Raw genomic sequence first — 23,900 nt, forward strand, 5'->3', positions numbered from 1 at the left:
TCGAGGGGAGCTGAAGAGTGAACCCGCCCACCCCGGCGGACGCCGGGATGAGCGGATGAAAGGTCTAGGCCGCCCGGTTCTTCACCAGATCGTCCACCACCGACGGATCGGCCAGGGTCGAGGTGTCGCCCAGGGCGCCCAGTTCGTTCTCGGCTATCTTTCTCAGAATCCGCCGCATGATCTTGCCCGAGCGGGTCTTGGGCAGGGCCGGCGCCCACTGGATCACGTCAGGGGCGGCGATGGGGCCGATCTCCTTGCGGACGTGAGCGACCAGCTCCTTGCGCAGGTCCTCGGTGGCGTCGACGCCTCGCACCAGGGTGACATAGGCGTAGATGCCCTGGCCCTTGATGTCGTGGGGGAAGCCGACCACGGCGGCCTCGGCCACGATGTCGTGCAGGACCAGGGCGCTCTCGACCTCGGCCGTGCCCATGCGGTGGCCCGAGACGTTGATGACGTCATCGACCCGGCCGGTGATCCAGTAGTAGCCGTCCGCGTCGCGGCGGCAGCCGTCGCCGGTGAAATACTTGCCCGGATAGGTCGAGAAATAGGTCTCGAAGAAGCGTTGGTGGTCGCCGTAGACCGTCCGCATCTGGCCCGGCCAGCTGTCGGTGATGCACAGATTGCCCTCGGTCGCGCCGCTCAGCACGCCCCCTTCCGCGTCCACGATTTCAAGTTCGACGCCGGGCAGGGGCAGGGTCGCCGAGCCGGGCTTCAGGTCCGTCGCGCCGGGCAGGGGCGAGATCAGGGCGCCGCCCGTCTCGGTCTGCCACCAGGTGTCGACGATGGGCAGGCGGCTCTCGCCGACGACCTCATGATACCAGCGCCAGGCCTCGGGGTTGATCGGTTCGCCGACGGTGCCTAGCAGGCGCAGCGACTTGCGGCTGGACGTCTTCACCGGGGCGTCGCCCTCGCGCATCAGGGCGCGCAGGGCCGTGGGGGCGGTGTAGAAGATGTTGACCTGATGCTTGTCCACCACCTCCCAGAAGCGGCTGACGGTCGGATAGTTGGGCACGCCCTCGAACATCAGGGTCGTCGCCGCATTGGCCAGGGCGCCGTAGACGACATAGGTGTGGCCCGTGACCCAGCCCACGTCGGCGGTGCACCAGAAGACCTCGCCGGGGCGATAGTCGAACACCAGCTCATGCGTATAGCTGGCCCAGAACAGATAGCCGCCGGTGGTGTGCAGCACGCCCTTGGGTTTGCCCGTCGAGCCCGAGGTGTAGAGGATGAACAGCGGGTCTTCGGCGTTCATCGGCTCGGGCGCGCAGTCGGGCGAGGCCTTGTCCGCCTCGACGCCCCAGTCCAGGTCGCGGCCTTCGACGAAGGGCACGTCGGCGCCGGTATGGCGCAGGACGACGACGGTCTTCACGCTCCCGACCTTCTCCAGCGCCTTGTCGACATTGGCCTTCAGCGGAACCTTCTTGCCGCCGCGGCAGCCTTCGTCGGCGGTGATGACGAAGGTCGACTGGCAGTCCTCGATGCGCCCGGCGATGCTGTCGGGCGAGAAGCCGCCGAAGATGACCGAATGCACGGCGCCGATGCGGGCGCAGGCCAGCATGGCGTACGCCGCCTCGGGGATCATCGGCAGATAGATGGTGACGCGGTCGCCCTTCTGGACGCCGTTGGCCTTCAGCACATTGGCCAGGCGGCACACACGCTCATGAAGTTGGCCGAAGGTGACGGCTTCGCTGTCGGTCGGCTCGTCGCCTTCCCACAGGATGGCGACCTCGTCCTTGCGGGCGGGCAGGTGGCGGTCGATGCAGTTGACCGAGGCGTTCAGCACCCCGTCCTCGAACCAGCGGATGCGGAAGTCGGCCTTCTTGAAGGAGACGTCCTTGATCTTGGTCGGGAAGGTCATCCAGTCCAGGCGCTCGGCCTGTTCGGCCCAGAAGGCCTCGGGGGTCTCGCGCGCCTGCATCCGGGCCGCTTCATAGCCGGCGCGGTCCATGTGGGCGCGGGCGGCCAGTTCGGCGGGGACGGGATAGATTTCCGGATCAGACACGCGATTTCCTCCAGGGTCTTTTTCTTTTGCGGCTTCAGAAGCCGTATTTGGCGAACAGGATCAGACGGGTCATGTCGCCGTCCAGCCCTGACTCCAGTTTGCGATCAGCGAACATCACCTCGGCGCCCACATCAAACGCCGTGACCGGCGACCAGATCAGATTGGCGTGAAGGCTCTGGGCCGAGCGGTTGACGCCGGTCCCGGTCAGGGCCGTGTCGTTGTCCACCTTCTGCGTCGACCAGATCAGGCTGGAGCGCCAGCCCGGCGCCCAGACGTGGCGATAGGCGGCGAAGCCCGCGACCACGCCGATGGCCTCCAGATCGCCCGAGGCGTCCAGCACCGCGTCGTTGGAGAAGTTCAGCCCGACATAGCGGCCGATGCCTTCGCCGCCCGTCAGCATCAGGCGGATGTCGTCCTGCGCCCCGACCTTGAACTTGGCCGAGGCCGACAGGCCCCAGCCCGTGGCGGTGGAATCGATGTTGGTCGCCGGGTTCTGATACTTCAGCTGACGCACCAGGCCGGACAGCTGAACGTCGCCCCACGGGCGGCTCAGCGCGTAGCGGGCGGTCAGGTCGGGCAGGCTGTTGTCGTCGGCCACGATGCGGGCGCCGCCGCCGAAGGGGGTGACGGTGGTCTCGGGGTTCTCCAATGCGATGGAGAAGGGGCCGCGGGTATAACGGACCTGGGCCTGACGGGCGAAGACCGTGCCCTCGGCCGCGCCGACGAAGTCCGCCGATTCCGGCAGGACGGCGGTGTTCTGGAAGTTGGTCCACTCCTGGCCGATCAGCCAGTTGTCGATGGTGACGAAGGCGCGGCGCAGGGCGGGGTTCGAGCCGCTGGTCGTGCGCTGATCGCCCGAGCCGGGCAGGGTCTGGAAGTCCATCTCCAGCCGCGTGCCGATCTTGTGTCCGGCCACCACGCCGTCGGTGGTCAGCCAGAAGCGGGTCTGGCGGGCGTTGAAGTCGGTGGCGACGTCTTCGTCCGTACCGCCGACCGGAATGGCGCCGGGCAGGTGATAGTCGCGCAAGGGATCGCCGTTGGCCGGGTCGCCGCCGGAATATTTCGACGCCATGAAGTCGGTCTTGATGAAGCCGCCGAACTTCACCGTGTGGTCGCCGATGCGGAAGCCGTCCGAAGGCGCCGCCGGGGCGGAGACCGGCGTCGGCGCGGGCGCCGGCCGCGTCTCCAGACGGATGATGTCCTGCGCCTGCGAGGCCTGCTGCGTTCGGGCGGCGGCGACTTCGGATTTCAGGCTGTTAAGCTCGGCTTCGAGCTGGGCGATACGGGCTTCCAGGGCCGCGCTGGCGTCTTGAGCCAGTGCGGCGCCGGGCGCGAGCAGCAGCGCGGCCGCAGCCACGCCGCCGAACAAACGGCAGCTTCCCATGCGTGGTCCTCCCAGACCGTTGTTCCGGACCTGTCTGTCGCAGGCCTCAGGACGGCAGCATTCCGCGCGCTCCGGGTTTGCGGCCATTAGCCATTCGTCTAGTTTCGACCAAAGTCGAGGCGCGGCATGGTGTCGTCGCGACGCGGCCGAACGAACAAGAACCGCGCGTGGGAAGGACGCCTATGGACCGCATTGTCGTCGCCGACGACCATCCCCTGTTTCGGGCGGCGTTGAAGTCGGCCGTCGAAAAGGCGTCCGAGGGCGCCCTGATCGTCGAATGCGCCAGCCTGGCCGAGGCGCAGACCGCCCTGGGCGCGGCGGCGACGGACCTGCTGCTGCTGGATCTGAAGCTGTCGGACGTGGACGGCATGACGGGCTTGACCCTGATCCGCGCCGATCACCCGGCCGTGCCGGTCGCCGTCGTCTCGGCCAGCGAGGAGGCGCCGACCATCCGCCGCGCCCTGTCGCTGGGGGCGGCGGGCTTCATTCCCAAGTCGGCGGCCCTGCCGACCATGGTCGAGGCCATCCGGGCCATCCTCGAAGGCGACAGCTGGGCGCCCGAGGTCGAGGCGGCGGGCGAGGAAGAAGCGGACCTTCAGGCCCGCATCGCCAGCCTGACGCCGTCGCAGCTGCGGATTCTGGAGGGGCTGAAGGTCGGGAGGCTGAACAAGCAGATCGCCTTCGACCTGGGCGTCACCGAGGCCACCATCAAGGCGCACCTGACCAGCGTCTTCCGCAAGCTTGGCGTGCAGAACCGGACCCAGGCGGTGATCCTGGCGCAGTCGCTGGATATTTAGCGGGCGCTCCAGCAGCCGAAGACGATAGCGCATCATCTCCCTTCTCCCGCAAGGGGAGAAGGGTCAGCTGCGGAGGAAGGCCTTCAGCGCCGCCGGTTTGACCGGCTTGGGCAGCAGCACCGCCCCCGCGGCCGCCGCCTTTTCCTTCAGGCCGTCGCGGGTGTCGGCCGTCACCAGCGCGATGCGCCTGACGCCCCGCGCGCGCAGGGCGTCCACGGCGGCCAGACCGTCCGGCTCGTCGTCGCCCAGATGCAGGTCGACCAGGGCCGCGTCGAACGGGCCGTCGGCCGCGCGGGCTTCGGCGACTGAGCGCGCCGTTACGGCCTGCGCGCCCCAGCGGTCCAGCAGGGCCGTCAGGGCGTCGAGGATGGCGGGCTCGTTGTCCACGCACAGCACCCGCAGGCCCGCCAGCGGCAGGCGGCGGTCGTCGGACATGATCTCCGGCTCGGGCCGGGCGGCGGCGCGGGGGACGGCGACGCGGAAGGTCGTGCCGCGCCCGACGCGCGAGGCCAGCGACAGGGGGTGTCTCAGCAGGTCCGACAGCTTCTGCACGATGGCCAGGCCCAGGCCCGCGCCCGGCTCGTCCACCGGGGCGCCGGGCAGGCGGACGAATTCGCCGAAGACCGCCTGCCGGTCGGCCTCGGCGATGCCGCGCCCGGTGTCGCTGACCAGGATCTGCACCCGCTCGCCGTCGCGCCGGGCGCCGATCAGCACCCGCCCCCGGTCGGTGTAGCGGATGGCGTTGGCGATCAGGTTCTGCAGCATGGAGCGCAGCAGGTCGCGGTCCGAGGCGATCCACAGGCTGGACGGCGCCACCGTCAGCGTCAGCCCCTTGGCGCGGGCGACGGGGGCGAACTCGCGCGCCAGTTCGTCGAACAGACCGCCCAGGGCCAGCGGCGCCACGGCGGGCTGGACCCCGCCCGCCTCCAGCTTGGACAGGTTCAGCAGGGCGGTCAGCAGGCGGTGGGCGCTGTCGATGGCGCGGTCGGCATTGGTCGCCAGGCCGCGCGCGGGCGATCCGGCCAGGTCGGCGTCTTCCCTCAGGGCCGCTATGAACAGGCGCGCGGCGTGCAGCGGCTGCAGCAGGTCGTGGCTGGCGGCGGCCAGGAAGCGGGTCTTGGAGGCTGTGGCGTCCTCGGCCTGACGGCGAGCCTCCTCCAGCCGTTCGGTGCGGTCGGCGACGCGGGCCTCCAGCCGTTCGTTGGCCTCTTCCAGCTCGCGCGCGGCGCGACGCAAGGCGGTGATGTCGGTGTAGCTGGTGGCGTAGCCGCCGCCGGGAATGGGCGCGCCGGAGGAGCGCAGGATGCGGCCGTCGGGCTGTTCGCGCTCGTGGTCGTGGGGGATGCGGCGGGCCAGGGCCTCCAGCCGTCGCTCGACCCAGGCGTCGATCTCGTGATCCGGCACGCCCGCCTCGCCGCGCTCGGCGTTCAGGCGATAGACGGCGGCGACCGGCAGGCCGACGTGGACGAAGCCCGCGGGCAGGCCGAACATCTCGACATAGCGGCGGTTCCAGGCGGTCAGGCGCAGGTCTTCGTCGACGACGCTGACGCCCTGATCGATGTTGTCCAGCGTGGTCTGCAGCAGGTCGCGGTTGAACTGGACGGCCTGAGACGCCTCGTCGAGCATCCGCACCACGTCCTCGGGCGCGCGGCCTCCGGCAGCCAGGGCGGCAGCCAGAACGCGGCGGGCGGCGGCGGCGCCGACGGCCCCGGCCAGCATCCGCTCGGCCGCGCGGGCCAGGGCGGCGTCGGCCGGGTCGGCGTCCTTCAGCCTGACGTCGGTTTCGCGCGCCCAGGCGGCGAAGGCGCGCTCGGCCCGCTCGTCGCCGATGAAGCGGGCGACCAGGGCGCGCAGGTCGCCGACCGAGGCCCCGGCCGAGCCGCCGCGCCCCTCCAGCCAGTCGGGGCCGAGCCGGTCGACGAAGGCGCGGGCCTGGACCCGGTCGATCAGGCGCGGCGGCCGCGCGCGCGACACCAGGACGAAGACGCCGAGGTTCAGCGAGAGGCTGAGGAAGACCCCCGCCGCGAACGGGTCTTCCAGCCCCAGCATGGCGGGGACGTTCAGGCCGAAGCCGGGCGCCAGTTGCGGCGCGGCCAGCATGACGGCCCAGACCGTCATCCCCGCCGCCAGTCCCGCCAGGGCGCCGCTGGCCCGCCCGCCGCGCCAGAGCACCGCCCCGAACAGCGACGGCGCCAACTGGGCCAGGGCGGCGAAGGACACCAGGCCGATCGCCGCCAGGCCGCTGGAGCGGTCCATCGCCAGATAATAGAGCCAGGCCAGCAGCAGCAGGGCGACGATGGCCAGGCGGCGGATGTTCAGCAGAGCTCGCGCCATGTCCGGCTGGGCCGCGCCGCGCCGGCGTCCCGCCCCCATCAGCGGCAGGACCAGGTTGTTGGACACCATGGCCGACAGGGCCACGGCCTCGACGATGACCATGGCGGTGGCGGCCGAGAAGCCGCCGACGAAGACCACGGCGGTCAGCAGGCTCTGTCCCGCGCCGAACGGCAGGGCCAACACCAGCAGGTCGGGGTTGGTCTCGGGCCGGAACAGGCCGCCCGCCGCCACCAGCGGCAGGACCGCCAGGGTGGTCAGGATCAGATACAGCGGAAAGATCCAGCGCGCGCGGCGCACCTGGGCCGGGTCGCCGCCCTCGACGAAGGCGACGTGGAACTGACGCGGCAGGCAGAAGATGGCCAGGGTCGCCACCAGGGTGATGGCCATGAAGCGGGCGTCGATGTGCGGCCACGTTCCCAACTGGCCCAGGCTGTCGGCTGCGGCCTGACGCGAGGGCGAGGCGGCCAGCAGGGCGACGGCGAAGACGGCGACGGCCAGCAGGGCGGCCAGCTTGACGATGGACTCGATGCCGATGGCCTGGATCAGGCCGCGGTTGTGCTCGGTCAGGTCGGGCCGTCGCGCGCCGAACAGGATGGCGAACCCGGCCAGCACCGCCGCCATGACCAGGACGGTCAGGCTCTCGGACCCGGCGACGGGGGTGCCCGCCGTGATCATCTCGCCCGCCATCGACAGCGACTTGAGCTGAAGGGCGATGTAGGGGACCGAGCCCAGGATGGCGACGCCCGCCACCGCCGCGCCCAGCGCCGGGCTCTTGCCGTAGCGCGACGAGATGAAATCGGCCATCGAGCCGACGTTCTCGCGTCGGGCGGCCGAGGCGATGCGCCGCCACAGCGGCAGCAGCAGGGTCAGCCCCAGGATCGGCCCGACGTAGATGGGCAGATACTCCCACCCGTCGCGCGCGGCCGTGCCCACCGCCCCGTAATAGGTCCACGACGTGCAGTAGATGGCCAGCGACAGGGCGTAGAGCGACGGCCCCAGCATCCCGCGCCGCGCCTTGATCTGCGGCCGCTCGTACCACCAGGCGATACCGAACAGGGCGGCCATGTAGAAGGCCGTCAGGGCCAGGGTGGCGAGGCTGAACATGGGCGTCATCTGGGCCGGGCGCGCTCACGCGGGCAAGCGAAAAAAGAGGGCGGCCAGGCCGAAGCCGGACCGCCCGCAGGTTGGCGAAAGTCAGTTGTTGCGAAGCCGCTCGATCAGTCGTGGATATCCACGTCCTTGCCTTCCTTCACGAAGAGGACGCCGACGATCAGGGTCAGCACGGCGATGGCGATGGGGTACCACAGGCCGTAGTAGATATTGCCCGTGGCGGCGACCATGGCGAAGGCCGTGGTCGGCAGGAAGCCCCCGAACCAGCCGTTGCCGATGTGATAGGGCAGCGACATGGAGGTGTAGCGCACCTTGGTCGGGAACATCTCGACCAGGGCGGCGGCGATCGGCCCGTAGACCATGGTCACATACAGCACCAGCAGGAACAGGATGCCGATCACCATGGGCTTGTTGACCAGGGCGCTGTCCGCCTTGGCCGGATAGCCGGCCTGGGTCAGGGCGGCGGTCAGGCCGGCGTCCCAGGTCTTCTTCTGGGCTTCGAAGTCGGCCTTGGGCATGACCTTGCCGTTGAAGCTGTCGACCACCTGATCGCCGATGCGGACCTGGGCCACGGTTCCGGCCGGGGCGGCTTCGTTGACGTAGGTGACGCCCGCCTTGGCCAGGTGGGTCTTGGCTATGTCGCATGAGCTGTTGAAGACGGTCTTGCCCACCGGGTCGAACTGGAAGTGGCAGTCGGCCGGATCGGCGTAGACGGTCACCGGCGACTCGGCCACGGCGGCGGCCAGGCGCGGGTTAGCGGCGCCGGTCAGGGCGTGGAACAGCGGGAAGTAGGTCAGGGCGGCCAGCAGGCAGCCGATCAGGATGATCGGTTTGCGCCCCACCTTGTCCGACAGCCAGCCGAAGAAGACGAAGAAGGGCGTCGCCAGCGCCAGGGCGGCGGCGATCAGGATGTTCGACAGGGCCGGATCGACCTTGAGCGTTTTCTCGAGGAAGAAGAGGGCGTAGAACTGGCCCGTGTACCAGACCACGGCTTGACCGGCCGCCAGGCCGAACAGGGCGATCAGCACCAGCTTCAGGTTCGGCCACTTCATGAAGCTGTCCTTCAGGGGCGTGGTCGAGCCCTTGCCTTCGGCCTTCATGCGCTTGAACGCCGGGCTTTCCGACAGCTTCAGACGGATCCACAGGGACACGCCCAGCAGCAGGATCGAGACCAGGAAGGGAATGCGCCAGCCCCACTCGACGAAGGCTTCCTCGCCCACGGCGAAGCGCACGCCCAGGATCACCATCAGGCTGAGCAGCAGGCCCACGGTGGCGGTGATCTGGATGAAGGAGGTGTAGAAGCCGCGCTTGCCGTGCGGGGCGTGCTCGGCGACATAGGTGGCGGCGCCGCCGTATTCGCCGCCCAGAGCCAGGCCCTGGATCAGACGCATCAGCACCAGGATGATCGGCGCGGCGATGCCGATGGCCGCATAGGGCGGCAACAGGCCGACCACGAAGGTCGAGACGCCCATCAGCAGCATGGTCACCAGGAAGGTGTTCTTGCGCCCCCACAGATCGCCCATGCGGCCGAAGACGATGGCCCCGAACGGACGCACGGCGAAACCGGCGGCGAAGGCCATCAGGGCGAAGATGAAGCCGGTGGTCTCGTTCACGCCCGAGAAGAACTGGGCGGAGATGATCGCGGCCAGCGAGCCGTAAAGATAGAAGTCGTACCATTCGATGACGGTGCCGACGGAGGAGGCGAGAATCACCAGCCGGTCGTTCTTGTCGACCGTGTGCTCGCCGCCGTCCGCCGCACCCATGGTGCGGTCGGTCATGGGCAGTTCCCTTCCTGTGCGGCCGCGATGCGCGGCGCGTTCCCTCGCGCCCGGCGTGCTTTGCGCCGAGCGTCGGAAGGGAGAGTGACAGCAGGAACGCAGGTTTGCGGAGAGCGACCTTGGTCGAATAATCGCTCGCGGGAAGCGGAGCCTAGAGTCCCATGCAGAGGTATTTGATCTCCAGGTAGTCCTCGATGCCGTGGCTGGAGCCTTCGCGGCCGAGGCCGGATTGCTTGATCCCGCCGAAGGGGGCGACTTCGGTGGAGATCAGGCCGGTGTTGACGCCGATCATGCCGGTCTCCAGCGCTTCGGCCACGCGCCAGACGCGGCTCAGATCGCGGGCGTAGAAGTAGCCGGCCAGACCGAAGATGGTGTCGTTGGCCAGGGCGATCCCTTCTTCTTCCGTCTCGAAGCGGACGACGCCGGAGACGGGGCCGAAGGTCTCTTCGCGGCACATCTGCATGTCCTGGGTCACGCCCGACAGGACGGTCGGCTGGAAGAAGGTCGTGCCCAGCTCATGGCGGGCGCCGCCGGTCAGCAGGCTTGCGCCCTTGGCCAGGGCGTCGGCGATGTGCTCCTCGACCTTCTTCACCGCCTTTTCGTCGATCAGGGGGCCGATTTGCACGCCGTCGTCGAGGCCGTTTCCGACCTTCAGGGCCTGCGTGGCCTGGGTCAGCTTGGCGACGAATTCATCGTGGACGGCGGCCTGCACATAGAAGCGGTTGGTGCAGACGCAGGTCTGGCCTGCGTTGCGGTATTTCGAGGCCACGGCGCCCGCCACGGCGGCGTCGATGTCGGCGTCGTCGAAGACCAGGAAGGGGGCGTTGCCGCCTAGCTCCAGGCTCATCTTCTTGATGGTCTGGGCGGACTGTTTCATCAGCAGGCGGCCGATCTCGGTCGAGCCGGTGAAGCTGATCTTGCGGACTGTCTCATTGGACGTCAGCTCGCCGCCGATGGCCGAGGCTGAGCCGGTGACGACGTTGAACAGGCCGGGCGGCAGGCCCGCCTCTTCCGCCAGAACGGCCAGGGCCAGGGCCGAGAGCGGCGTCTGGCTGGCGGGCTTCAGCACCACGGCGCAGCCGGCGGCCAGGGCCGGGCCGACCTTGCGGGTGATCATGGCGGCGGGGAAGTTCCACGGCGTGATGGCCCCCACCACCCCGACCGGCTGGCGCAGCGTCACCAGCCGTTTTGAGGCGTCGTGGGTCGGGATGACCTCGCCGTAGGTGCGCTTCCCCTCTTCGGCGAACCATTCGATGAAGCCGGCGGCGTAGGCGATCTCGCCCTTGGCCTCGGTCAGGCTCTTGCCTTGCTCGCGGGTCAGCAGACGGCCGAGGGCGTCCTGCTCGCTCATCATCAGATCGAACCAGCGGCGCAGGATGCGGGCGCGTTCGCCCGCCGTCTTGGCGGCCCACGGCTTCATCGCGACTTCGGCGGCGGCGACGGCGCGGCGGGTCTCAAGGGCGCCCATGTCGGGGACGGTCGCCAGAACCTCGCCGGTGGCCGGGTTGGTCACTTCAATGGTCCCGCCGCCGTCGGCGTCGATCCAGCGGCCGTCGACATAGGCCTGACGGCGGAGCAGGCGGGCGGGATCGGACATGGGGCGGCTCCTTGGTCGCGGTCGGGGAGCCGACATAACGCGCCGGAGCGGGCGCGGCTGCAAGGAGACGAAACGTCTAGCTGAGCATCAGCCCCATGCGGACCAGGGCCGGCAGGCTGTCGGCCTCCATCTTGGTCATGACCTTGGCGCGGAAGACCTCGACCGTGCGCGGGCTGATCTTCAGGTTCAGGGCCATCTCCTTGTTGGAGGCGCCGGCGACCAGGGCGTCGAAGACCTGCCGCTCGCGCGGGGTCAGGCGGCCCAGGCGCACGCGGGCCTGCTGGCGCGCTTGCTGGCGGGCGTCCAGCTCTCCGAGCCTGGCCAGACAACCCTTCACCACCTCGACCAGGCGGGTGGGATCGAAGGGTTTTTCGATGAAGTCCACGATGCCGTTTTTCATCATCTGCACCGCCATGGAGACGTCGGCGTGGCCGGTGATGACGATGACGGGCCAGGTCTCGCCGCGCAGTTCGGCCAGGCGGCGTACGATCTCGGTTCCGTCCATGCCCGGCATCTGTACGTCGGTGATGACGCAGGCCGAGGCGTCCTCTGGCAGGGCGGCGAAGAACTCGGTCCCGCTGGAGAAGCCGCGCGCGCGCACGCCGCGCCCGCGCAACACCCGCAGGAGGGCGTCGCGCACGGCGGAATCGTCGTCGATGACGAAGACGGAATGATCGCTCACGCGGTCCTGGCCTCCTGTTCCTTGGGCAGGGTGAAGAAAAAGGCGGCGCCGCCCAGGGCCTGGCTGCGCCCGACGTTCAGGACGCCGCCGTGCCGTTCGACGATGGTGCGCGTGACGGACAGGCCCAGACCCATGCCGCCGGGCTTGGTGCTGGTCATGGGCTGGAACAGACGGTCGCGCTGATCGTCGGCGACGCCGGGGCCGTTGTCCTCGATGCTGATGCGATAGCCGTCGGCCTCGGCGAGGCCCAGGATGCGCACCTGGGCGCCGACGCCGCCCGCAGCCGCCTCGACGGCGTTGCGGACCAGGTTGACGACCGCCTGCTGGAACTGGATGCGGTCGGCCCGCACCCGGTCGCCGTCGGCGTCCAGATCGATGCGGACGGCGACATCCTTGTCCTGGCCCATTCGCGTCAAAATCTGCTTCATGGTCTCGATCATGGCCGCCACGCTTTCGTCGCCCATGCCGCCGGTCTCCTGGCTCAGGAAGGCGCGGATGCGGCGAATGATCTGACCCGCGCGCAACAGCTGGGCCTGGGCCAGGTCCAGGGTGCGGCAGGCGCTGTCGCCCAGGGATCCGGCCTTCTCCATGTCGGCCCGGCTGGCGTGCATGTAGCCGCTGGCCGCGCTCAGCGGCTGGTTCAGTTCATGGGCCAGGGTGGCGGCCATTTCGCCGAGGGAGTTCAGCCGCCAGACGGTGTTCAACTGAGCGTGCAGTTCGCGCGCCTGCGTCTCTGCGGCGTAGTGGAGCGTCAGGTCGGCCAGGCCCAGGGCCACGAAATCCTGGTCTGGCCCGCCCGGCGCCAGGCCGAACTGCACGCCGACCGGAAAGGTCGAGCCGTCGGCTCGTCGGCCGACCCAATAGTCGGCGTCGGCTTTCAGCAGGCCGGATGGCATCCCAGAGGCGATGACGGCGGCCATGGTGAAGCCTGGAACCATATCGGCGAAGGGGCGCCCCAGGGCCTGCTCCTTGGTGATCCTGAACATGGCGAGCGCCGTGTCGTTGAGGCGCGAGATGACGCCCTCGCGGGTCAGCATCAGGGTCGGCGTCGACAGGAAGGCGACCTGGAGCATGGCGTCGCGCGCCGCCAGGGCCTTTGCGAGACGCGAGGCCTGCCGCCAGACCAGGATTGAGGCGGTCGAAGCCGCCAGCGCCGCCGTCAAGGCGATCAGGGCGAGGTCGCGCGGGAAGGACGGCGCCGCCAGCCCCATGGTCAGAGCCGCAACGGCGAACAGGGCGCACGCCAAGGCGACAGCCGCCGCCCAAGGAGGCGGGAATGGGGCGATGTCACGGGAGCGGCGGTCCAATACTGAGTAAATCGAACTTGTCCTCGCTTCCCGCTAGATCAGGAGGCGAGCCCTTCCGTGTCGTCGTCGTCATAAGGCAGGTAAGAGGGGCCTCTTAAATAGGTCTCGGCTAACATGCAATTATCGCTCACAGTTCTTTGTGAGCTGAAAAAATGTCCATTTCTGTCGTAACGTGGGTATGTGTGATCTTCGTCGTCATGGTTACTCGAGTGTTAATAAATAGAACGGCGTTCTGATGAGAGAAATCTGCGCAGCGACAACATGAATTGCGGATTTCTACGTACGGCCGAATTTACGATTGCCTACCGTTGTCTCACGCAGAAGGGGATCAGTCTCAAAGAGGTCTGAATGCCCTTCCAAATCATCGCTCGACGCCAGAAAGGCGCTCGCGCGCTCCGTAATCCGCTCGCGGGCGGCTTGATCATCGCTCTGTCAGCGGCGCTAGCGGCCCCTGCGGGGGCCCAGTCTGTCGAAGGCCAGTTTGGCGTCGCCAGCGAATACGTCGGCAAGGGTCTGGGCAAGAGCGCCGGCGATCCCAGCCTGAACGGCTCGCTCGAAGTCGCGTACGGCGATTTCTACGGCGCCGTTTTCGCCTCGACCGCCAAACTGTCTCAGGGGTCGGACGCCGAGATCGTCACGAGTCTGGGCTGGCGGCCCAAGGCGGCCGGTTTCGCCTTTGATCTTTCGGTCGCCAACCGAGACCTGCCGGGCACGCGCGCCGGGATCGACTCCAACTTCTGGGAATATCAGGCTGACGCCTCGCGCAAGTTCGGGCGCGTTTCGGGGCGGCTGCGGGTCAACTACACGCCCGACGGTTTCGCCGCGACCAAGGAGGCCTGGTGGATCGAGGCGCAGGCGTCGACGGCCCTGGGGCCGCGCACCAAGGCGTCGGCGGCCTACGGCGTGCGCTCGGCGGACGGAGGGGCCGATTACAACGCCTGGAATCTGGGCGTGAAGCACAACCTGAGCGAGCGGTTTGCGGTGGATGTGCGCTGGTACGACACCGACAGCCATGCGCTGGGCGACAACTATGACGGGCGTCTGGTCGGCGCTCTCACTTACGCTTTCTGAACCCTCTCTCCTCTACCTTAGCTATCCGCCGGGGGGGCTCGGCGTTTTCGAACAGGAAACTCTCGTGCAGTTGGACAACGTCAGAATATCGCGCAAGCTTGCGGGCGCCTTCGCCCTGATCCTGGCCGTCATCGTGACGCTGGGCGGGGTGGTGCTGTTTGAAGTGGGGCAGTTGGAGAAGGCCAAGGCCACGGTCACCCTGGCCGAGACCGTCATCGGCCAGACCAATGTGCTGAAGCGGTCGGTGGACCAGCAGGAAAGCAACGCCCGCGCCTATCTTCTGACGCTGTCGCCGGACTATCTGGAACGGGTCAAGTCGCATCAGGCCCGCTACAAGCAGGGTTCGGCCGAGATGCGCCAGATGGTGTCGCACATCTCCGGCGCCCTGGGCCGCATGGACGCGTTGGACAAGGCGGTCGCCGCCTATGAGGCCTCGGTCATCAATCCCGAGATCGCCCTGGCGGGCCGTCCCGAGACCCATTCCGACGCCCTGGCCCTGGCGGCCAGCGCCCTGCCGAACCAGTTCATGGATCCGGTCGATGTTGCGTTCAAGGAGATCAGCGACGCGCAGGAGACCCGCAAGGCGGCGGCCCTGAAGGCGCAGGATGCGGCCTTCCGGACCACCAAGATCGCCCTGGGCGTCGGCGTGCTGGTCGCGCTGATCCTGTCGGTGGCTTCGGGTCTGGTTCTGGCCCAGTCGATCGCCAAGCCGATCGCCGCCATGACGGCCGCGATGCGTCGCCTGGCCGGCGGCGACAAGTCGATCCAGGTGCCCGCCATGGGCCGCAAGGATGAGGTCGGCCAGATGGCCGCCGCCGTCCTGGCGTTCAAGGACGCCGCCATCGCCAATGAGCGGCTGGAAGCCGAGGCCGTGGCCCAGCGCCAGGCGGCGGCCGAGGAGCGCGCCCGCGTCGAGGCCGAAAAGGCCAAGGCCGCCGAGGAGGACCGCATCGCCATCACCGCCCTGGGCCAGGGCCTGAACGCCATGGCGTCGGGCGACCTGACCCATCGCATCGAGGTGACGTTCGCGCCGAACGCCGAACAGTTGCGGGCCGACTTCAACGACGCCATTGCGCAGCTGGAGAAGGCCGTCGCCTCGGTGGCGGCCAATGTCGCGGCCATCCGTTCGGGCTCGAGCGAGATCAGCCAGGCGTCGGACGACCTGTCGCGCCGCACCGAACAACAGGCTGCCAGCCTCGAGGAAACCGCTGCGGCCCTGGACCAGATCACGACGACGGTGAACCGCACCGCCGACGGCGCCCGTCAGGCCGCCGACGTGGTGCAGAAGACGCGCGGCGAGGCCGAGGCTTCGGGCCTGGTCGTCGGCGAGGCGGTCGCCGCCATGACCGCCATCGAACAGTCGTCGAACCAGATCGGCGCCATCATCGGCGTGATCGACGAGATCGCCTTCCAGACCAACCTTCTGGCGCTGAACGCGGGCGTCGAGGCGGCGCGCGCGGGCGACGCCGGCCGCGGCTTCGCCGTGGTGGCCTCCGAAGTGCGCGCCCTGGCCCAGCGTTCGGCCGGGGCCGCCAAGGAGATCAAGACTCTGATCACCGCCTCCAGCCGTCAGGTCGAACAGGGCGTCGACCTGGTGGGCCGGGCGGGCGAGGCGCTGAGCCGAATCGTGGATGAAGTGGCCGAGATCAATAGTCTGGTTTCTGAAATCTCGGCCTCGGCCCAGGAGCAGGCGACGGGCCTGCAACAGGTCAACACCGCCGTGAACCAGATGGATCAGGTGACGCAGCAGAATGCTGCGATGGTCGAGGAATCGACCGCCGCCAGCCACTCGCTGGCCCAGGAGGCCGACGTCCTGGCCGCCTCGGTGGCGCACTTCAAGGTGAGGCAGACGACGCAGGCCGTCGCTCAGCTTCGCGCTCCGGTCTCGGCGCCGAAGGCCAAGCCCGCCTCGGTCGCCGCCGAGCCCGCGCCTGCCCGCAAGCCGCAGCCGGTGGCCGAGACGGTCGCCGCCCTGAAGACCATGGGACGCGGCGGCGCTGCCCTGAAGCCTGAAGCCATCGAAGACGGCTGGGAGGAGTTCTGATGACGGCCACGGTCGTTCTGCCCCCGGTTCTGGACCTGCGCGCAGCCGAGCCGCTGAAGGGCGAGCTGCTGGCGGCGCGCGGTCAGGCCCTGACGCTGGACGGCTCGGCCGTCGAGCGGCTGGGCGGGCTGTGCCTTCAGCTGCTGTTGTCGGCGATCCGCACCTGGCGCGCCGACGGCCAGGCTTTGACCTTCGTCAATGCGTCCGAGGCGCTGACGACCCAATGGAGCGCCTTCGGCGCTTCGCCCTCCGATCTCTCCGCACAGGACGCCCCCCAATGACCAAGACCGTTCTGACCGTCGATGATTCACGCACTATGCGCGACATGCTGATGCTGGCGCTCAAGGACGCGGGTTATCGCGTGGTCCAGGCCGAGGACGGCGTCCACGGGCTGGAGGTGCTTCAGGCCGAAAACCCGGACATCGTCATCACCGACATCAACATGCCGCGTATGGACGGTTTCGGCTTCATCGAGGGGATGCGGGCCGACCCGGCGTTCAGCGCCGTCCCCGTGCTGGTCCTGACGACCGAGAGCGACGCCGCCAAGAAGCAGCGCGCCCGCGAGGCCGGGGCCACCGGCTGGATCGTCAAGCCGTTCGACCCCGTGCGTCTGGTCGACGCCGTGCGCCGCGTGGCGGCCTGAGGATCTAAGACGATGAGCGACGATCCGTTCGAGGCGATCAAGGCGACCTTTTTCCAGGAATGCGAGGAGCTGCTCGCCGATCTGGAAGGCAATCTGCTGACGCTGGAGTCCGGGTCGACGGATATCGAGGTCATCAACGCCGTCTTCCGCGCCGTCCATTCGGTGAAGGGCGGGGCGGGGGCCTTCGGGCTGGAAGACCTGGTCCGTTTCGCCCACGTCTTCGAGACGCTGATGGACGAGCTGCGCTCGGGCAGAAAACCGTGCGACGAGCCGACGGTGAAGACCCTGCTGCGCGCCGCGGACGTGCTGGCCGACCACGTCGCCGCCGCGCGCGGCGCAGGCGCGCCCGTCGATCCCGTGCGCTCGGCCGGTCTGGTCGCCGAGCTGGAAGCCCTGACCTACGGCGGGGCCGCGCCGGTCGCGGCGGCCGAGCCGGAAGAGGACGATTTCGGCTTCACGCCCGTCGCCATGGACCTTGGGGCGTTCGAGGCTCCGGCGGGCCTGCCGGATCTTTCCGACCTGCCGCCCTTGCCAGACCTGGCCGCCCTGGCGCCGCCGCCCGACCTGTCGGCGCCGAGCGCATCGCAGGGGTGGAGGGTCGTCTTCCGTCCGCACCCGCGCCTCTACGCCAGCGCCAATGAGACGGGTCTGCTGCTGCGCGAACTGGGCCGTCTGGGCCCGACGCGGGTGCAGATGGACGACAGCGGCCTGCCGCTGCTGGACGCGCTGGAGCCGACCGACAGCCATCTGATCTGGACCATCGAACTGAACGCCGACGTCAGCGAGGCCGAGGTGCGCGAGGTCTTCGACTTCGTGGAGATGGACTGCGACCTGAGCGTCACGCCGCTGGGCGATGCGGCGCCGGTCGATGCCGCGCCTGCCGCCGCGGTCGACGAGGACGGCAGCGACGCCTCGGCCCTGGCCCGCGCGGCTGCGCCGGAACTGGACATCGCCGCCCTGCTGGCCTCGGTCGGCGCCGCGCCGACGGAGGCGCCCGCGCCTGTCGCCGTCGCGCCCGTGGCCCCTCCGCCCGCCGCGCCGGTCGCGCCGTCGCCGGTCAAACCTGCGCCCGCGCCGACCGCTCCGGCGCCTGTGCAAGCGACGGCCCCCGCCGCTGCGGCGCCCGTGACCATCCGCGTCGATCTGGAGCGGGTGGATCGCCTGATCAATGCGGTCGGAGAACTGGTCATCCAGCAGGCCATGCTGGCCCAGCGCGTGACCGAAAGCGGCCTGGCCCGCTCGTCCGACATCGGTCTGGGTCTGGAAGACCTCGAACTGCTGACGCGCGAGATTCAGGACAGCGTCATGGCCATCCGCGCCCAGCCGGTGAAGTCGGTGTTCCAGCGGATGCCGCGCCTGGTGCGCGAGGCGGCCGAGGCCACGGGCAAGAAGGTGAAGCTGGTCACGTCCGGCGAGGACACCGAGGTCGACAAGACCGTGGTCGAACGTCTGGCCGAGCCGATCACCCACATGCTGCGCAACGCCATCGACCACGGGCTGGAAAGCCCGGCGGACCGTCTGGCGGCGGGCAAGCCGGAAGAGGGGACGGTGCGTCTGGCGGCCCTGCACCGCTCGGGCCGGATCGTCATCGAGATCTCCGACAACGGCAAGGGCATCAATCGCCCGCGCGTGAAGGGCATCGCCGTCGAGCGCGGCCTGATCGCCGAGGATGCGGTGCTGTCGGACGACGAGATCGACAACCTGATCTTCCTGCCGGGCTTCTCGACCGCGACCGAGGTGTCGGACCTGTCGGGCCGGGGCGTCGGCATGGACGTGGTGCGCCGCTCGATCCAGTCGCTGGGCGGGCGCATCTCCATCACCTCCAATCCGGGCAAGGGCTCGACCTTCACCCTCAGCCTGCCGCTGACGCTGGCGGTGCTGGACGGCATGGTGGTCGGCGCCGCCGATCAGACCCTGGTCGCGCCTCTGGCCGCCATCGTCGAGAGCCTGACCCCCAACGAGGGCGACATCCATTATGTCGGCGGCGTCGATCCCGTGCTGCGCTTCCGCGAGGCCTTCGTGCCGCTGGTGGACGTCGGCCTGGTCATGGGCTTCCGCGACGCCCCGACCGAGCTGAAGGGCGGGGTGGTGATGATCGTCGAGACCGAAAGCCGCCAGCGCGCGGCCCTGCTGGTCGACGCCATCCACGGCCAGCGCCAGGTCGTCATCAAGAGCCTGGAAACCCATTACCGCCACGTCGAGGGCGTAGCCGCCGCCACCATTCTGGGCGACGGCCGCGTGGCCCTGATCCTCGACATCGACGCCCTTGTGACCGCCAAGCGTTCCCGAACCCCGTCGCGTTCCGACCTGCAAATGGCGAGCTGAGACCATGACCCCGACTGAACACCAGACCCTGACCCCGAACGTCGCCGGGACCGACCGCGAGCTGATCGCCTTCCGCATCGGCGAGCAGGAATTCTGCGTCGACATCATGAGCGTGCGCGAGATCCGCGGCTGGACCCCGGCCACGCCCCTGCCGCGCTCGCCCGCCTATATGAAGGGCGTCATCAACCTGCGCGGCGTGGTGCTGCCGATCATCGACCTGGGCGCGCGCTTCGGCCTGGTCACGAACGAGCCGACCGAGCGGCACGTCATCATGGTGGCCCATGTCGGTTCGCGCCTGGTCGGCCTGCTGGTCGATGCGGTGTCGGACATCGTGCAGCTGTCGGACGCGGCCATCCAGCCGACGCCGGACGTGGCCAGCGAACAGGTGAAGTCCTTCGTGAAGGGCATCTTCGCTGTCGAGGGCGGCCGCATGATCAGCCTGATCGACCTCAACAACGTCCTGCCGGAAGGCGAGGCCGAAGCCGCATGACGACTGTCGCCGGGCGCGAAGCCCTGGTCGAAGGCGAGTTCGTCTTCACGGCCGAGGATTTCCGTCACATCGCCCAGACCCTGCACGCTCACGCAGGCATCGCCCTCAGCGAAGGCAAGGCAGCGCTAGTCTATTCGCGCCTGGCCAAGCGGCTGCGCGTGCTGGGGCTGCGCAGCTTCCGCGACTATTGCGCCCTGATCGACGGCGTAGAGGGCGTGGACGAGCGCCAGGCGATGATGGCGGCCCTGACCACCAACGTCACCCGCTTCTACCGCGAGCCGCACCACTTCGATCACCTGCGCGACAAGGTGATGCCGGAACTGGCCGCCAAGGCGCGGGCGGGCGGGCGGGTGCGCCTGTGGTCCGCCGCCTGTTCGAACGGGCAGGAGCCCTATTCGATGGCGATGACGGTGCTGGACGTCCTGCCGGAAGCGGCGGAACTGGACGTGCGCATCCTGGCCACCGACATCGACCCCAACATGGTCGCCGAGGGCGCGGCGGGGGTCTATTCCGATGATCTGCTGGCCCCGGTCCCGGCCGCGTCGCGCAAGCATTTCACGCCGGTCGCGGGCGCGCCGGGCCGGTTCAGCGCCGATGCGACGCTGCGCCGTCTGGTGGCGTTCAAGGAGCTGAACCTGATCGGCGACTGGCCGATGCGCGGCCGCTTCGACGTCATCTTCTGCCGCAACGTGGTCATCTATTTCGACGACGCGACCCAGGAGCGGGTCTGGGGCCGGTTTACGCCGATCCTGAACGCCGGCGGCGTCCTCTATATCGGCCATTCCGAGCGGGTGACGGGCCCGGCGGCGCAACAGCTGCAGCCGGCCGGCCTGACCACCTACGTCAAGGGCGCGGGGGCATGAGCGCGGTCTCGGTCCTGGTGGTGGACGACAGCGCCACCATGCGCAGCCTGATCAGCGCCGTCCTGCGCCGCGATCCGGAGATCAACGTGGTCGGCACGGCCGCCGATCCGCTGGAGGCGCGCACGAAGATCAAGGAGCTGAACCCCGACGTCATCACCCTGGACGTCGAGATGCCCAATATGAACGGGCTGGAGTTCCTCGAGAAGATCATGCGGCTGCGGCCCATGCCGGTGGTCATGGTCTCGACCCTGACCCAGGCGGGGACCGACGTGACCCTGGCTGCGCTGGAGGTCGGCGCCGTCGACGCCGTGGCCAAGCCCGCGCCGGGCGTGCCCGCCGCCGAAGCCTTCGCCGACCTGGCCGAGAAGGTGAAGGTCGCCGCGCGGTCTCGTGTTCGTCCGCTGGAGGATCGCGCGGTCCGGGGGCACGAGGGGGTCTATCACGCGGACCCCAATCATGTGCTGGCCATCGGTTCGTCCACGGGCGGGGTCGAGGCCTTGCTGACCATTCTGTCGGCCTTCCCGGCGGACTGCCCGGCGACGGTCGTCACCCAGCACATGCCCGCCAGCTTCACCAGGAGCTTCGCCGCCCGCCTGAACAAGGTCTCGGCCGCCACGGTCAGCGAGGCCGAGGACGGCGCGCCGCTGAAGCCGGGCCATGTCTACATCGCGCCGGGCGGCGAGGCCCATCTGGCCGTGTCGGGCGGGCGTTGCCGCCTGGTCGCCGCCGATCCGGTCAACGGCCACCGCCCCTCGGTCGACGTGCTGTTCGGCTCGGTCGCCCAGCTGGGCCGGCCGATGACGGGCGTCATCCTGACCGGCATGGGCAAGGACGGGGCCAAGGGCCTGCTGGCCATGCGTCAGGCCGGCGCCCGCACCCTGGGTCAGGACGAGGCGTCCTGCGTCGTCTACGGCATGCCCCGCGCCGCCTTTGAGCTGGGCGCCGTCGAGCGTCAGCTGCCGCTGTCCCGCATGGCTTCGGCCATTCTCGAATCCTGCGCCGCCCGTTCGGGCGCGCCCCAGTCTGTTGCGTAAGGACGTTCATGCCCGCCGCTTCCGCTATCCGCACCCTTGTCGTCGACGATCAGCTGACGATGCGCTCCTTAGTCCGCGCCAGTCTGCAACAGATCGGGGTGCGCGACATCGAGGAGGCGCCCGACGGCGAGGCGGCCCTGCGCTCCCTGCTGGTCCAGCCGGTGCATCTGGTGATCTCGGACTTCAACATGCCGAACCTGGACGGGCTCAGCCTGCTGCGGGCCATCCGGGCGCACCCGCCGATCTCCAAGACGGCCTTCATCATGCTGACGGGCCGGGCCGACCGCGAACTGGTTCAGCGCGCCGTGCAGTTCGGCGTGAACAACTACCTGGTCAAACCCTTCACCACCGCCCAGCTGAAAGAGAAGCTGGAAGCGGTCTTCGGCACGCTGACGTGATCGGCGCGGCCGCTCAGGAGCCGGTGGAGCGGCGCGTGCACGTGGGGCAGGGCGATCACTGCGTGTCGTCCGATCCCGACGTCGTGCTGACGACCGTCCTGGGCAGCTGCGTGGCCCTGTGCCTGCGTGATCCGGCGGCCGGGGTGGGGGGCATGAACCACTTTCTGCTGCCCGAAGGGGCGGGATCGGGAACGGACGCCAGCCGCCGCTACGGCGCCTATCTGATGGAAGTGCTGATCAACGACGTGCTGAAGGCGGGCGGGCGTCGCGACCGGCTGGAGGCCAAGCTGTTCGGCGGCGGCCGCATGTTCGACAGCCTCAGCGACGTGGGCGCCGCCAACGCCGACTTCGCCGAGAAATTCCTGGCCGACGAGGGCATCCCCGTCGTCAGCCGTAGTCTGAGAGGCGCGGGCGGGCGCCGCATTCACTATTGGCCGGTCAGCGGTCGGGCGCGTCAGCGCGTGGTGACGGACGGCGCGATCCTGCCGCCCGCGACGCCGCCGCCGCCGTCCGTCGCGACCGGCGATCTGGAGCTCTTCTGACATGGGCGAGAACGACAACCGCGATCTGTTGGCCGCCATGGCTGCGGAGCTGGCGGACATCCGCGCCGAGATCGAGGCGGCGGGCGGCCTGGTGTCCGAAGTCCTGCGCCAACTGCCGGCCGAGGCGCGGCTGGGCTATCTGACGCGCAGCCAAAGTTTCGACGTCCTGTCCCAGCGCATCGAGGCCCTGTCGGGCCTGGCTCAGGCCGTGGCCGACGATCAGCCGATGGACACCGCCCTGGCCGCCCTGCCCCTGGCCGAGATGGCCGAGCGGATGCAGGAGACGGCGCACCGCGCCCGGCCCGGCGCGGCCCCGATCGCGGACGCTGACGACACCGAACCCGTCGCGACGGCGGGCGTGCTGCACCTGTTCTGAACCATGGCCGAGGACCGCATTAATCTGGAGCAATCGACGGTCCTGCTGGTGGACGACGCGCCGCAGGCGCTCGACATGCTGGGCTCGATCTTCCAGGGCTTCGGCGTCAAGGAGCAGATCAAATGCCCCTCGGCCGTCGAGGCGGTGAAAATCCTGCAACAGCGCCCGGTCGATCTGATCGTCATCGACTGCGGCGACCCGGAGATGGACGGCTACGCCTTCACCCGCTGGCTGCGGCGCGAAACGCCTGCGCCCCTGCGCTACACCCCCGTCATCCTGGTGACGGGCCACGCCTCGCAGGCCAAGGTTCAGGAAGGGCGCGACTGCGGCGTCAGCTTCGTGGTCGCCAAGCCCCTGACGCCTGCGGTGCTGCTGAAGCGCATCCTGTGGCTGGCGGGCGACGAGCGCGAGTTCGTCGAGTGCGAGACCTACGTCGGCCCCGATCGCCGGGTGCGCAACTTCGGGCCGCCGGTCGGCATGGCCGGGCGACGCAAGGGCGACCTGTCGGCCCACGTCGGCCACGCCGTTGAGGAAAACATGGATCAGGCCGACATCGACATGCTGTTGAAGCCGCAGAGGGTGTCGCTGTGAGCGAGGTTCGGACGCAGAAGATCAGGACGTCTCTGGCGCAGCAGATGACCCAGCCGGGCGGGCGGACGCTGGCGGATGTCGAACGCCGCGCCAATGAGCGCCTGGGCCGCCACAAGGCCGAGGTCATGGCCGAGATCGAAGCCGCTGTCGCGGGGCTAGAAGGACTGTGCGCCGCGCGGTCGGAGGCGTCGGCCGCCGAGGTCTATCGACTGGCGTCGCGCATTCTGGATCTGGCGGGTTTCTTCGACACCGGCCCGCTGTTCGACGCCGGCTACAGTCTGGCCGACGTGTCGGATCGCATGGCGACGGCCGGCGTCTGGGACTGGCCGCCGGTTCAGGTGCACGTTCAGGCTTTGCGGCTGATCCTCAAGGCCGGTTGCGAACGCAATGCGGCTACCGATCATCTGTTGGCGGGACTGAAGGCCGTGGCGGTGAAGGCGCGGGCCTAATTCCTTCTCCCCTTGTGGGAGAAGGTGGCTCGCGAAGCGAGACGGATGAGGGGTTGCGGGGCCTTGGCCTGGCAACCCTTCGT

At 69.1% G+C, this 23,900-nt stretch carries 21 protein-coding genes; 14 read left to right on the forward strand and 7 right to left on the reverse strand.

The window, feature by feature from the left end:
• Positions 1 to 64 precede the first annotated feature (64 nt).
• Together acs and BJP32_RS08385 are read right to left on the reverse strand one after the other, a co-directional pair.
• Positions 65 to 2,002: an acetate--CoA ligase gene (acs, locus tag BJP32_RS08380; RefSeq protein ID WP_076223649.1), complete on the reverse strand. Its 1,938-nt coding sequence runs from the start codon at positions 2,000 to 2,002 to the stop codon at positions 65 to 67.
• Positions 2,003 to 2,036: 34 nt separating this feature from the next.
• Entirely contained in the window at positions 2,037 to 3,386 is a 1,350-nt protein-coding gene (locus BJP32_RS08385; protein ID WP_083673939.1) for a DcaP family trimeric outer membrane transporter, read from the reverse strand.
• Positions 3,387 to 3,568: 182 nt separating this feature from the next.
• Between BJP32_RS08385 and BJP32_RS08390 the strand changes: the two genes are divergently transcribed.
• The gene (locus BJP32_RS08390) at positions 3,569 to 4,183 is read left to right on the forward strand and encodes a response regulator transcription factor (RefSeq protein ID WP_076223651.1); all 615 of its coding nucleotides are present in this window, start codon (positions 3,569 to 3,571) and stop codon (positions 4,181 to 4,183) included.
• A 63-nt stretch (positions 4,184 to 4,246) separates the two neighbouring features.
• Here BJP32_RS08390 and BJP32_RS08395 read toward each other — a convergent pair whose 3' ends face one another.
• From BJP32_RS08395 to BJP32_RS08415, 5 genes are all read right to left on the reverse strand, one after another.
• Positions 4,247 to 7,621: a PAS-domain containing protein gene (locus BJP32_RS08395; protein WP_076223766.1), complete on the reverse strand. Its 3,375-nt coding sequence runs from the start codon at positions 7,619 to 7,621 to the stop codon at positions 4,247 to 4,249.
• Between the two features lie 113 nt (positions 7,622 to 7,734).
• Positions 7,735 to 9,390 carry an MFS transporter gene (locus BJP32_RS08400; protein ID WP_369822399.1) on the reverse strand — a complete coding sequence of 552 codons (1,656 nt, stop codon included), beginning with the start codon at positions 9,388 to 9,390 and terminating at the stop codon, positions 7,735 to 7,737.
• A gap of 166 nt (positions 9,391 to 9,556) precedes the next feature.
• The gene (locus BJP32_RS08405; protein ID WP_046652170.1) at positions 9,557 to 11,002 is read right to left on the reverse strand and encodes an NAD-dependent succinate-semialdehyde dehydrogenase; all 1,446 of its coding nucleotides are present in this window, start codon (positions 11,000 to 11,002) and stop codon (positions 9,557 to 9,559) included.
• 76 nt (positions 11,003 to 11,078) lie between these two features.
• Complete coding sequence (locus tag BJP32_RS08410) at positions 11,079 to 11,684, reverse strand: response regulator transcription factor (protein ID WP_003166019.1); 606 nt, start codon at positions 11,682 to 11,684, stop codon at positions 11,079 to 11,081.
• A complete protein-coding gene (locus BJP32_RS08415) occupies positions 11,681 to 12,931 on the reverse strand; it encodes a nitrogen regulation protein NR(II) (RefSeq protein WP_046652169.1) in 1,251 nt (416 codons plus the stop codon). The genes BJP32_RS08410 and BJP32_RS08415 overlap by 4 nt, the downstream gene beginning before the upstream one ends.
• Before the next feature lie 477 nt (positions 12,932 to 13,408).
• On the opposite strand from BJP32_RS08415, the gene BJP32_RS08420 reads away from it, so the two are divergent.
• The 13 genes from BJP32_RS08420 (at position 13,409) to BJP32_RS08480 (ending at position 23,817) form a co-directional block, all read left to right on the forward strand.
• Positions 13,409 to 14,062 (forward strand): TorF family putative porin, encoded by a 654-nt coding sequence (locus BJP32_RS08420; RefSeq protein WP_003166017.1) that lies wholly within the window; start codon positions 13,409 to 13,411, stop codon positions 14,060 to 14,062.
• A 64-nt stretch (positions 14,063 to 14,126) separates the two neighbouring features.
• Positions 14,127 to 16,106 (forward strand): methyl-accepting chemotaxis protein, encoded by a 1,980-nt coding sequence (locus BJP32_RS08425; RefSeq protein ID WP_046652167.1) that lies wholly within the window; start codon positions 14,127 to 14,129, stop codon positions 16,104 to 16,106.
• The gene (locus BJP32_RS08430; protein WP_003166016.1) at positions 16,106 to 16,387 is read left to right on the forward strand and encodes an STAS domain-containing protein; all 282 of its coding nucleotides are present in this window, start codon (positions 16,106 to 16,108) and stop codon (positions 16,385 to 16,387) included. The genes BJP32_RS08425 and BJP32_RS08430 overlap by 1 nt, the downstream gene beginning before the upstream one ends.
• Positions 16,384 to 16,749: a response regulator gene (locus BJP32_RS08435; RefSeq protein ID WP_040346123.1), complete on the forward strand. Its 366-nt coding sequence runs from the start codon at positions 16,384 to 16,386 to the stop codon at positions 16,747 to 16,749. The genes BJP32_RS08430 and BJP32_RS08435 overlap by 4 nt, the downstream gene beginning before the upstream one ends.
• A gap of 12 nt (positions 16,750 to 16,761) precedes the next feature.
• The gene (locus tag BJP32_RS08440; RefSeq protein WP_076223655.1) at positions 16,762 to 19,074 is read left to right on the forward strand and encodes a chemotaxis protein CheA; all 2,313 of its coding nucleotides are present in this window, start codon (positions 16,762 to 16,764) and stop codon (positions 19,072 to 19,074) included.
• Between the two features lie 28 nt (positions 19,075 to 19,102).
• Positions 19,103 to 19,564, forward strand: a complete 462-nt coding sequence (locus tag BJP32_RS08445; protein ID WP_369822400.1) for a chemotaxis protein CheW — start codon at positions 19,103 to 19,105, stop codon at positions 19,562 to 19,564.
• Positions 19,561 to 20,427: a protein-glutamate O-methyltransferase CheR gene (locus tag BJP32_RS08450; protein ID WP_046652164.1), complete on the forward strand. Its 867-nt coding sequence runs from the start codon at positions 19,561 to 19,563 to the stop codon at positions 20,425 to 20,427. Before BJP32_RS08445 ends, BJP32_RS08450 begins: the two co-directional genes overlap by 4 nt.
• Positions 20,424 to 21,461 carry a chemotaxis response regulator protein-glutamate methylesterase gene (locus BJP32_RS08455; protein ID WP_046652163.1) on the forward strand — a complete coding sequence of 346 codons (1,038 nt, stop codon included), beginning with the start codon at positions 20,424 to 20,426 and terminating at the stop codon, positions 21,459 to 21,461. Before BJP32_RS08450 ends, BJP32_RS08455 begins: the two co-directional genes overlap by 4 nt.
• An 8-nt stretch (positions 21,462 to 21,469) precedes the next feature.
• Positions 21,470 to 21,859: a response regulator gene (locus BJP32_RS08460; protein ID WP_003166009.1), complete on the forward strand. Its 390-nt coding sequence runs from the start codon at positions 21,470 to 21,472 to the stop codon at positions 21,857 to 21,859.
• Positions 21,856 to 22,401 carry a chemotaxis protein CheD gene (locus tag BJP32_RS08465; protein ID WP_003166008.1) on the forward strand — a complete coding sequence of 182 codons (546 nt, stop codon included), beginning with the start codon at positions 21,856 to 21,858 and terminating at the stop codon, positions 22,399 to 22,401. Before BJP32_RS08460 ends, BJP32_RS08465 begins: the two co-directional genes overlap by 4 nt.
• A 1-nt stretch (position 22,402) precedes the next feature.
• Positions 22,403 to 22,777, forward strand: coding sequence for a hypothetical protein (locus tag BJP32_RS08470; protein WP_003166007.1), 375 nt, complete (start codon positions 22,403 to 22,405; stop codon positions 22,775 to 22,777).
• A gap of 3 nt (positions 22,778 to 22,780) precedes the next feature.
• Positions 22,781 to 23,368, forward strand: a complete 588-nt coding sequence (locus BJP32_RS08475) for a response regulator (protein WP_003166006.1) — start codon at positions 22,781 to 22,783, stop codon at positions 23,366 to 23,368.
• Positions 23,365 to 23,817: a hypothetical protein gene (locus tag BJP32_RS08480; protein ID WP_046652162.1), complete on the forward strand. Its 453-nt coding sequence runs from the start codon at positions 23,365 to 23,367 to the stop codon at positions 23,815 to 23,817. Before BJP32_RS08475 ends, BJP32_RS08480 begins: the two co-directional genes overlap by 4 nt.
• The last annotated feature ends 83 nt before the right edge of the window (positions 23,818 to 23,900 follow it).

Source organism: Brevundimonas sp. ZS04 (assembly GCF_001956865.1).
GTDB lineage: Bacteria > Pseudomonadota > Alphaproteobacteria > Caulobacterales > Caulobacteraceae > Brevundimonas > Brevundimonas diminuta.